At 62.6% G+C, this 9,452-nt stretch carries 15 protein-coding genes; 7 read left to right on the top strand and 8 right to left on the bottom strand.

All coding sequences use genetic code 11. The annotated features are described in order from the left end of the window. Positions 1 to 81 precede the first annotated feature (81 nt). The gene (gene soxR, locus HOC_RS10495) at positions 82 to 552 is read left to right on the top strand and encodes a redox-sensitive transcriptional activator SoxR (RefSeq protein WP_035538293.1); all 471 of its coding nucleotides are present in this window, start codon (positions 82 to 84) and stop codon (positions 550 to 552) included. Here the strand turns inward: soxR and HOC_RS10490 are convergent. The 4 genes from HOC_RS10490 to HOC_RS10475 are packed head-to-tail and all read right to left on the bottom strand — an operon-like array spanning position 549 to position 2,257. Next, a complete protein-coding gene (locus HOC_RS10490; RefSeq protein WP_035538291.1) occupies positions 549 to 797 on the bottom strand; it encodes an HNH endonuclease in 249 nt (82 codons plus the stop codon). The two genes, soxR and HOC_RS10490, sit on opposite strands and share 4 nt — an antisense overlap. Then, on the bottom strand, positions 794 to 1,681 hold the full coding sequence (gene folD / locus HOC_RS10485) for a bifunctional methylenetetrahydrofolate dehydrogenase/methenyltetrahydrofolate cyclohydrolase FolD (protein WP_035538289.1): 888 nt from the start codon (positions 1,679 to 1,681) through the stop codon (positions 794 to 796). Before folD ends, HOC_RS10490 begins: the two co-directional genes overlap by 4 nt. Next, positions 1,678 to 1,959, bottom strand: coding sequence for a DUF167 family protein (locus HOC_RS10480; protein WP_035538287.1), 282 nt, complete (start codon positions 1,957 to 1,959; stop codon positions 1,678 to 1,680). The genes folD and HOC_RS10480 overlap by 4 nt, the downstream gene beginning before the upstream one ends. A gap of 4 nt (positions 1,960 to 1,963) precedes the next feature. Continuing rightward, positions 1,964 to 2,257, bottom strand: coding sequence for a YggT family protein (locus HOC_RS10475; protein ID WP_035538284.1), 294 nt, complete (start codon positions 2,255 to 2,257; stop codon positions 1,964 to 1,966). Positions 2,258 to 2,412: 155 nt separating this feature from the next. On the opposite strand from HOC_RS10475, the gene HOC_RS10470 reads away from it, so the two are divergent. Further along, on the top strand, positions 2,413 to 3,654 hold the full coding sequence (locus HOC_RS10470; protein WP_241766973.1) for an MFS transporter: 1,242 nt from the start codon (positions 2,413 to 2,415) through the stop codon (positions 3,652 to 3,654). Here HOC_RS10470 and HOC_RS10465 read toward each other — a convergent pair. The 3 genes from HOC_RS10465 to HOC_RS10455 all read right to left on the bottom strand — a co-directional run bounded on the left by HOC_RS10465 (position 3,644) and on the right by HOC_RS10455 (position 5,446). Continuing rightward, complete coding sequence (locus HOC_RS10465; RefSeq protein WP_035538376.1) at positions 3,644 to 4,015, bottom strand: VOC family protein; 372 nt, start codon at positions 4,013 to 4,015, stop codon at positions 3,644 to 3,646. The genes HOC_RS10470 and HOC_RS10465 overlap by 11 nt on opposite strands. 141 nt (positions 4,016 to 4,156) lie before the next feature. Next, positions 4,157 to 4,666, bottom strand: a complete 510-nt coding sequence (locus tag HOC_RS10460) for a hypothetical protein (protein WP_156950457.1) — start codon at positions 4,664 to 4,666, stop codon at positions 4,157 to 4,159. 9 nt (positions 4,667 to 4,675) lie between these two features. After that, the gene (locus HOC_RS10455) at positions 4,676 to 5,446 is read right to left on the bottom strand and encodes an SDR family oxidoreductase (RefSeq protein WP_035538281.1); all 771 of its coding nucleotides are present in this window, start codon (positions 5,444 to 5,446) and stop codon (positions 4,676 to 4,678) included. 121 nt (positions 5,447 to 5,567) lie between these two features. Here HOC_RS10455 and HOC_RS10450 point away from each other — a divergent pair, with 121 nt between their 5' ends. After that, positions 5,568 to 6,146: a methylated-DNA--[protein]-cysteine S-methyltransferase gene (locus HOC_RS10450; RefSeq protein ID WP_051624747.1), complete on the top strand. Its 579-nt coding sequence runs from the start codon at positions 5,568 to 5,570 to the stop codon at positions 6,144 to 6,146. Here HOC_RS10450 and HOC_RS10445 read toward each other — a convergent pair. Further along, the gene (locus HOC_RS10445; RefSeq protein WP_035538278.1) at positions 6,143 to 6,829 is read right to left on the bottom strand and encodes a helix-turn-helix transcriptional regulator; all 687 of its coding nucleotides are present in this window, start codon (positions 6,827 to 6,829) and stop codon (positions 6,143 to 6,145) included. The two genes, HOC_RS10450 and HOC_RS10445, sit on opposite strands and share 4 nt — an antisense overlap. A gap of 91 nt (positions 6,830 to 6,920) precedes the next feature. Here HOC_RS10445 and HOC_RS10440 point away from each other — a divergent pair, with 91 nt between their 5' ends. From HOC_RS10440 to HOC_RS10425, 4 genes are all read left to right on the top strand, one after another. Then, the gene (locus HOC_RS10440; RefSeq protein ID WP_051624746.1) at positions 6,921 to 7,646 is read left to right on the top strand and encodes a glutathione S-transferase family protein; all 726 of its coding nucleotides are present in this window, start codon (positions 6,921 to 6,923) and stop codon (positions 7,644 to 7,646) included. Between the two features lie 82 nt (positions 7,647 to 7,728). Then, positions 7,729 to 8,211 (top strand): hypothetical protein, encoded by a 483-nt coding sequence (locus HOC_RS10435; RefSeq protein ID WP_035538275.1) that lies wholly within the window; start codon positions 7,729 to 7,731, stop codon positions 8,209 to 8,211. A 79-nt stretch (positions 8,212 to 8,290) separates the two neighbouring features. Further along, positions 8,291 to 8,932, top strand: coding sequence for a hypothetical protein (locus HOC_RS10430; RefSeq protein WP_035538274.1), 642 nt, complete (start codon positions 8,291 to 8,293; stop codon positions 8,930 to 8,932). Positions 8,933 to 9,005: 73 nt separating this feature from the next. Beyond that, positions 9,006 to 9,377, top strand: a complete 372-nt coding sequence (locus tag HOC_RS10425) for a hypothetical protein (RefSeq protein WP_035538270.1) — start codon at positions 9,006 to 9,008, stop codon at positions 9,375 to 9,377. The last annotated feature ends 75 nt before the right edge of the window (positions 9,378 to 9,452 follow it).

Raw genomic sequence — 9,452 nt, 5'->3', positions numbered from 1 at the left:
CCTTTTTCCGTGATTGGACGTCTTTGATAATTCCTCAACCTTACTTGAGGTCAAGATATTTCTTTGCTATTTCCTCGTGCCATGAAAACAACTGATCTCATTCCGATTGGGCAATTGGCGGCGCGCACAGGCGTGGCGGTGTCGGCGATCCGCTTCTACGAGGACAAGGGCCTGATACGGGCGATGCGAAATGCGGGCGGGCAGCGGCGGTTCCTGCGCTCTGACGTGCGGCGGCTGTCCTTCGTGATGATTGCGCAGCAGCTGGGCTTCACCGTGGCCGAGATTGGCGAACTGCTGTCGGGCCTGCCGCAGGAGCGCACGCCGACCAAGGCGGACTGGTCGAAGATCAGCGCGCAGTTCCGGGAGCGACTGGATGCTCAGATCGAGCGGCTGGAACTGATGCGCGACCGGCTGGACGTGTGCATCGGGTGCGGGTGCCTGTCGCTGTCGAATTGCGCGCTGTACAATCCGGAAGACCGGGCAGCGCGCCTTGGGCCGGGCCCGCGTTACCTGATGGAGCGCAATGGCGCGGCCAAGGCCGCCGAGGCTTAACCTTTACCCTTGCGCTTGTTACAGACGGCATGGGCAAGCTGGAGGTTTGACTCGTCATCCGGGCCGCCGCGCGCGAGGGCGTGGATGTGGTCGAACGTGGGGCGCTGTTTCTTCCAGACCGTGGCGTGACCAACGGCAAAGCGCGTGGACGGCATGGGCTTGCCGCAGAGCGCGCACTTGCCGCCCTGCGCCTGCCAGAGGCGCTGGAACATCTTGGTTGCGGGGGGCGCGAACTCCTGGCTCACAGACTCTCCGGCACGCTCCAGCCGCGCCGGGTGCAGGCGGCCAGCACCGTATTGCGCAGCAGGCAGGCGATGGTCATGGGGCCAACGCCGCCGGGGACGGGCGTGATGTGGCCGGCCACGGGTTCGCAATCGGCAAAGTCTGCATCGCCGACAAGGCGCGTCTTGCCCTCGCCCTTTTCAGACGCGGGAATGCGGTTGATGCCGACATCAATGAGCGTGGCGCCGGGCTTGACCCAGTCGCCCTTGACCATGTTGGGACGACCGACGGCGGGCACGAGGATGTCGGCCGTGCGGCAGACGGCCGGCAGGTCTGCCGTGCGGCTGTGGGCGATGGTGACCGTGCAGTTCTCGGCGAGGAAGAGCAGCGCGGCGGGCTTGCCGACAAGAATGGAGCGGCCGATGACGACGACGTGGCGGCCGGAGAGATCAGCGCCGAGGGCGCTTTTCGCGAGGATGACGCAACCATTCGGCGTGCAGGGGCGCAGGCCGGGCTTGCCGAGCGTGAGGCGGCCGGCGGAGACTTCGGTAAGGCCGTCGACATCCTTGTCGGGGTCGATGCATTCAATGGCGCTGTGCTCGTCGAGGCCCTTGGGCAAAGGCAGCTGGAGCAGGATGCCGTCGATTGTGTCGTCGGCATTGAGGCGGGCGATCAGGTCTTCGACTTCGGCCTGCGTGGCCGTGGCGGGAAGCTGGTGATGGACGGAGACCATCCCGGCTTCTTCGGTGAGGCGGACCTTGGAGCGGACATAGACCTGGCTGGCGGGGTCTTCCCCGACGAGGACAACCGCGAGCGCAGGCTGGCCCGGCAGCGCCTTGACGGCTTTGGCCACTTTGGCGCGCACTTGGGCGGCGACACCTGTTCCATCAATCCGCTGAGCACTCATTCCTGCATCATCCCTGCCAGAACAGCCGCCAGATCCGGCGGCCCGTCTATATCGAGGCCTTTTAGCCGGTTCTTGGCGCCCGTCACCACCCTGACGGCAGACTTTGGCAGGCCGAGATGCTTTGCGAGCAGTTTTTCGACCGCCGCATTGGCCTTGCCGTCTTCCGGAACGGCGCGGACGCGGACTTTGAGGTAGGTGCGGCCCGCCGCGTCGGTCTCGGGGCCTTCGATCCGGTCGGCAGAGGCGTTTGGCTGCACGCGAACGGTGAGCCGGTGCATCGGGCTAGAAAGGCGCGATCGTGTAGCCGTAGCGGACGATCAGGCGCTGCAGGAAGAAGATGATCAGAAGCACGGCCATGGGCGTGAGGTCCAAACCGCCGAGGGGCGGAATGATCCGGCGGATCGGCGCATAGACCGGCTCGGTAATGCGCTCCAGCCCGCCCCAGATGCTGCGCACGGTGGGGTTGCGGATGGAGAGGACGTTGAAAGCCACGAGCCAGGACATGACGGCCTGCACGATAATGATCCATGTGGCGATGTTCAGGAGGAACAGGACAACATCCAGGATCGCGCGCATTGTAATCTCTCCGGAAACAGGGTGGCTTATAAGTGTCACTTAGGGTGTGTTGGTGAGTGAGTGCAAGGTCACCACTGCCGGTTTACCCTGCGACACGGTTGGCCCGGAACGTGAGCCAGACTAGCTCTGAGTGATCCAATGAAGGGGAATCGGGGATGACAGACACAGAAACGCCCCTTCGCCCGTTGACCCGCCTGCAGCAGGGCATGATTGCCCTCGCCATGGTCGCCATGGGCGCCGGGATGACAATCAACTTCGTGGTTGTGGCTCCGCTCGCGCGAAAAGCCGGGCTGGCCCCGATCGAAGTGGCGGGCATCCTGACCTTCTCCTCAGCCCTCTATGCCTTCATGATCCCGGTCTGGGGACGGCTGGCCGACCGGATCGGGCGCAAGCGCGTCATGGTATTCTCGCTGGTCGCGATGGGCCTCTTGAACATGGCCTTCCTGTTTGCACTGAGCGCCGCGCTGGCCGGCGTGGTGACGGGGCTCGCGGCGTTTTTCCTGCTAGCGTTTACGCGGCTCTGGTTTGGCCTGCTGGCGCCCGGCCTGCAGCCAGCCTCGATGGCGGCGATGACGGACGCGACAACCACGCTGACCCGCGCCGGGGGCCTTGGCATGCTGGGGGCATCAATGAGCGTCGGCTCGATCCTTGGCCCGGCGGGCGCGGCCGTGCTTGCGCCCTTCGGAGCACTGGTGCCGCTCTGGGGCACGATCATCCTCAATATCGCCGTCGGCATCATCCTCGCTTTCGTGCTGCCGAGGACGCGCAACACGCCGCGCGAGTCCAAACGCCCGACACCGCTGGCGTTCAATGACAAGCGCGTGCTGCCGCACCTTGTTTTCCTGTTCATCTATTTCATGGCCATCGGCATGATCCAGCAGACGATTGGCTGGTTCATCGAGGACCGCTACCATTTCGTCGATACGGCAGCGCATACTGCCGGCGAGATTGCCGTGCGCTATACCGGGATCATCTTCTCCTGCCTCGCGGTGGCGATGATCATCGTGCAGTTCGGCTATATCGTGCCGCGCCGGCCCGACCCGCGGAAGATCCTGCCCATAGGCCTCGGACTGGTCGCGCTCGGCTATATCTGCGCCGACACGTTCCACCCTTTCTGGGCCATGTGCGTCAGCTTCCTGATCGCCGGTGTGGGCGGCGCGCTGGCTGTGCCATCCGCCAATGCGCTGGGCAGCCTGTCGGTGGAGCGGCATGAGCAGGGTTCGGCGGCGGCGCTGCTGGCTGCAGCCCCGCCGGCCGGGTTTGTGTTCGGACCGCTGATCGGCGCAGGCCTCTATTCCATCGCCGCACCGCTGACGCTTTATGCGTCAGCGGGCGTTATGGCGGTGCTGTGTATCTACGCGTTCCTGGTGACGTCCAAGAAGACGCTCACCCCATGATGAAGGCGTTCAGCTTGTTACCGTCCGGATCGCGGAAATAGGCGGCATAGAAACCGCCCTCACCGCGCGGGCCGGGAGGGCCTTCATCGGTGCCGCCCTGTGTGATCGCGATCTTGTAGAGCCGGTGGACCTGTTCCTTGTCCTTCGCCTCAAGCGCTACCATCGTGCCATTCCCGACCGTCGCCGGCTTGCCGTCAAACGGCAGCGTGGCGGCAATGCCTGCGCCGCCGCCCGGCGTACCCCATGCAATATATGTGTCGGTTTCCATCATGCGGCCCGTGCCCATTTCCTTGGCGATCGCATCATAGAATGCAGCCGCGCGGGCAAGGTCTGACGTGCCGAAAGTTACATATCCAATCATCATCTTTCCCCCAGTTGAGAAAAAGAACATAACATGAACAAATAGAGGCTGACAAGAGCAGTGACTTACGCCGACGCGGTCACGAGCCGGTTAATAGTAATCCTACGCTGCTGGCTGGCCAATTTTGGGATTCTCAACATTTCAAGAGCGCTTGAGATTATCGCGCCACCCACCTTCTGGTTCGTTCGAGATGATATCCATGCATGTCGTCGCACTGAGTATCCTGAAATGTACAAAATTGCCGGCCGTAGGCCATTGGTAGTCCGGTACAGTCGCAAGCCAGGGCGAATGTATGATGCGTCCAAACGGGTAATAGAAACGCGTATCAGCGAGGCGTGGCCAATCCGTCATATCAATTGTCGGAAAGCTGCCGTCGCTGACTTCTCTGTAGGTCACCCAGCCCCATACCGGATCGAAATTCACTCGCAGGCATTTGTCAGATTCGACAATCTCTCGGGCAACGTCTTTATCCCCAAAGACGATCCTCTGTTCCACATCAGTCATATCTGACCACGAAGCACGTGATACCAATCGCGTCGTTTCCGGAATCAGATCCAGTGTCACGGCCTCGCCGTCGAGACTTGCCCGGATATTCCGGAGCGGCTTATCGAATACTCCGAAATCCGTGACGGGTTCTATTCTCATCCCCATCAAGCCCGCCTACATCGCGGAAATGCCGCCATCGACTTTCAGTTCGATGCCGGTGACCAGTTTGGATTCGTCGGAGGCGAGATAGAGCACGGCGTAGGCGATATCGTCCGGCTCACCGACCTTGCCGAGGGGGATCTGGCGGCCGAGCTTGGCGAGGGCTTCTTCTTCGCCGAACATTTCCTTGGTGCGATCGAGGATCGGCGTGTTGATGAAGACCGGGTGGACCGAGTTGCAGCGGATCTGGCCGCCCTTGGCGCAATGCAGCGCGATGGACTTGGAGATGTGGCGCACGGCGGCCTTGGCCGTGTTGTAGGAGACATAGTTCGCGCTGGCGATGATGCCGGCGATGGACGAGATGTTGATGATCGAGCCGAGGCCGTGGGCGCGCATCAGCGGGATCGCATATTTGCAGCCGAGGAAGATGGAGTCGACGTCGACCGTCTGGACCTTTTTGAACGTGTCATAGTTTTCGTCCTCGACCGAGCCGAGCGAGCCGATGCCGGCATTGTTGACGAGAATGTTTATGCCACCCATTGCCTCATGGGCGGCGTTCAGGACTTCCTGCCAGCGGGCTTCATCGGTGACGTCATGCTGGAATGCGAAGGCGGTGCCCTCGCCATGGGCGGCGTTGATTTCGGCGGCGACTTTTTCGGCGCCCGCGCCGTTCACATCGGTCAACGTGACCTTGGCGCCCTCCTTGGCCAGCATCTTGCCGATGGCTTCGCCGAGGCCCTGCGCGCCGCCGGTGATGAATGCCATTTTTCCCTGAACTCTGCCCATACCTGTTTCCTCTCGATTTTTTTGATCGCCTTCTCCCTAGCAGCCGAAAGTGATCGGCGCCAAACGCATTCTTTCGGCAAATGCCCTTGATGCCTGATCCATTCGGAGTGATCCTGAAGGCATGACGCAGGGCAATGATCCTGACCGGGCAGAAGCCCATTTCCACCTGTTCGATACGGCCATTGGACCGTGCGGCCTGGCATGGACTTCTGCGGGCCTGATCCAGGTGCAGCTGCCGGAAGCGAGCGAGGCGGCGACAGAAATGCGGCTGGGGCGCATCACGCGCGCGGCCTGGTCTGACAAGCTGCCGGACAATGTGTCTGACTGCGAGGACCGGATGCATGCCTATTTCAAGGGCGAGCCCGTGGCCTTCACCGACATAGATCTCGACATGAGCCGCGTGAATGCGTTCAGCGCGAAAGTCTATACCGTGCTGCGGGATGTGGGCTGGGGGCAGACGACGAGCTATGGCGCGCTGGCGCGGCAGATTGGCGATCCACATGCGGCGCGGGCGATTGGCGCGGCGATGGGCAAGAACCCGTGGCCGCTGGTGGTGCCGTGCCACAGGGTGCTCGCGGCATCGGGCAAGATTGGCGGCTTCTCGGCCTATGGCGGGCGGGCGACGAAACGCAAGATGCTGCAACTGGAACAGGCCGATGCAGACGGCGCGGCGCCGACCTTGCCGGGCCTCTTCGACTAGGTCTTGGGAGGTCGGCGCTGGGCTTCCCATTTGCGGCGCAGGGTGGTGATGCGTTCCGGGAAGCGGCCGAGCGTTTCGGCCTTGCGCACCCTGTCCGTGCGGAAATGGCGGAAGTCCTGTCGCAGTTCGCACCAGGCACCGATCAGTCGGACATCGTCCCAATAGGCGAGCAGGAAAGGCCACACCACGCGGCGTGTGACATTGCCCGTCTCGTCGGCATAGTCGAGCGCGAGCTTTGTCTGACCACGGATTGACTGGCGCACAAGCGCGACGTCGAAACTGTCCTTCGGGCGCTCCTTGAAGCTGACAGGCGTGAGGCCGGAATCGACAATGACCGGTTGCAATTCGCGCGGCACGGCGACCGTGAGCTTGGCGATGAGGTCGCGCGCGCCCCGGGCGAGGGCCGCGTCGCCACGCGCCGCGACCCATTGCGCACCAAGCACGGCGGCTTCCAGTTCGTCGGCTGTGAGCATGAGCGGCGGCATGTCATACCCATCTTCCAGCACATAGCCGGTGCCGGCCTCGCCGCGGATGGGTACGCGCTGGGCGATCAGTTCGGCCATGTCGCGATAGAGCGTGCGCAGGGAGACTTCCAGCTCTTCCGCCAGCACTTGCCCTGTGACCGGCGCGCGATGGCGGCGCAGGACCTGGATGATCTGGAACAGGCGTTCGGTGCGTCTCATTTTCTTGTCCTACTGCCACGCTGCTGACACCATGCTGTCAGCAGCCTTGCCGTATCAAGCCCCTATCGCAACCTTGAGACGGAGACTGACAATGATCACACTTTACGGATGGGGCCCAATGTTCGATTGCCCCTCGCCCAGCCCCTTTGTGATGAAGACCGACATCCAGCTGCAAATGCTGGGCGTGGAATTTGATCGCGCCATTGCCGACCTCGAGGCCGTGTCCAAGCACAAGGCGCCCTATGTGATGGATGGCGACGTACTGGTTCAGGACAGCAATTTCATCCGGGCGCATTTCGAGAAAAAGCTGCACAAGTCGCTTGATGCGGGATTGACCGACGAGCAGCGCGCGGCTGGCTGGGCGCTGGAGCGGATGGTGGAAGACAATCTCGCGGCAGTGATGCGGACGGAACGCTGGCTGAAGGACGAGAATTTCTACAAGGGACCTATCCACTTCTTTGACGGCATGCCGGAACCGGCTTTGTCGGACATGGTGGCCGGGCTGCGCGAAGGCATGGCGGCAACGCATTATGCGACCGGCATAGGACGCCATACCGAGGCAGAGCGACTGCAGCTTGCCGAATGGGACCTTCAGGCGGTCGCCATTCAGCTCGGCGCCAAGCCCTACCTTTTCGGTGACAAGCCAAAGGCCGCAGATGCCAGCGTGGTGAGCGTGCTGATCAATTGCGCGACCGAGTTCTTTGACACGCCGCTGACCGACCTTGTGCGCGGCCATACGAACCTGGTTGCCTATATGGACCGGATGAAGGCGACCTTTTTCGCCCGGACGGTCTGGCCAGCGACCGAAATGGCCTGAACCCATTTGTAGCGAGGCCGCGCCTCTTCCCTTATAGACCTGTGTGTTCCTTGACGGAGCACACAGGCAAAGGGGGGGCTTTGTGGGACCGGGACCGCTGAAATACCTGAATTTCATGACGCAGACCGACAAGTCGCGCGTCGTCTATCTGGCGCAGGCGCTGGGGGCCGTCATCGTCGGTAGCGTGGTGATGCTGACGCTGGTGGCCATTCTGTTTCCAAACGCACCCTCAGCGCAATCAGATGAACAGGGCGAGCCGCCGCTGTTCGGCCTGCTCGTTATCTGGCCTGTCGTCTCCACGCTGGCGCTCTGGTTCATCCTGTCGATGACGCGGCGGGCGACCCCGACTTATTGGCACGCGGCGGGCTGGTCGGCGCTTTGCTTCACGTTCGTGTTCGCGCTTCTGGCCGGACCCCAGACCGGACTGATCTTTGCCTGGCCTTATTTCATCTATTCGCTGACATTCCTTGCCTGGCAGCTGCGTTCGACCCGCGACGGCCTGTTCATGACTGCATTGCTGCAGGCAGCGGTGATGGCGGTGCCCGCGCTGATCATCAAGCTTTAGGGCCGAAACGGGCGAAATCGATCAAATTTGCAACATCGTGTTCAGCGGGCATATACCGTGCGCGTGTTAGCGATTGGGGATGCTCCGCAAGCTCATCGCCTCGTTGATAGCTGTCTATGCCATCGCCTTCGCGTTCGGCGCGCTGACAGCTGTGCGCTGGCCCTCGATCATGATGATGGTCAGCTGGATCGTGCATGACGATGTGGCCGCAGGGCTGGAAGCCGTCGACTGGCGCGCGCTCGGAATTGCCTATGGCGCGCCCTATTTGCTCGCCGCGCTCTGCTTCTATGCCTCTGCCGCGATGATTGCCGGGCGACGCCCGGGCGGTGTGCTCTGGTATATCATGGGCCTCGCGGCGGGTTTCCCGACCGTCTATCTCGTCCGGTTTTCGGATGGCTGGTGGAACGACCCGACGCCTGCCGAAGGCGCCGTGGCAGGTGCAGGGATTGGCGCGCTGCTGCTGCTGAGCGCTGTCTATGAATTGCGCAAGCGCAAGCCCGTTCGGGTGCCGCTGGCCGAGCCGGCCCCTGCCCCCGCCGCGCAACCCGTGGCCGTTGCCCCGGCACCGGAGCCGCAGGCAGAGCCCGTTCGCAAACGCCCGGCGGCTCCCAAGCCGACCTTCGTTCCCGCCGCCATCGCCCGCCAGCGCGCCAGCTTTGCCGCCCATGGTCGACGCATGCATGCCAAGCAGAACCGGCCGATCACCATCCGCCTGTTCTAGGGTGAACCTGTTTCTGATTGCGAGCCGAGCGGCTTCGCCATAGCTTGTTCCGGGAGCTTGGGAGGGCACTGCAATGAATATTCGAATCCTGGTCGGGGTCGCTCTGGCTTTCCTCTCTGGCTGGCTGCTGTGGCAGGGCCTTTCCGCCGTGATGATGATCACAAGCCGTGGCAGCCCGCTCAGCGATGCCCTGCTGCAGCCGCCAACCAGCCTGGTCCGTATCGTCGCAGCCTGCTTGGTTTTGCTCGGTGCACTTGTCGCTGTTGCCCAGCGCCCCGGCGGTGCCTGGCTTGCCGCAATTGGCACGGTGCTTTTCGCCTTGTTGCCCATCATGATGGCGGCCACAGGCACCGCGTCGCGCCTGTGGGCCGACGAGGCCGTGGTCTCGGTCGTCCTGATTGCTCTCACGGCTGCCCTTTGTGTGATCAAGCGACGAAAAGCCTGACCTAGCGTCAGAGGTCGCATTGATTTCAGAGCCAAAATGCCTAGGTTGCAGGCTCTCGCCCTAGAGGCCCTTTCA

Source organism: Hyphomonas oceanitis SCH89 (genome assembly GCF_000685295.1).
GTDB classification, from domain to species: domain Bacteria; phylum Pseudomonadota; class Alphaproteobacteria; order Caulobacterales; family Hyphomonadaceae; genus Hyphomonas; species Hyphomonas oceanitis.
Note: the sequence above shows the minus strand (reverse complement) of the source record. Positions and strands in the feature narration are given on the sequence as shown.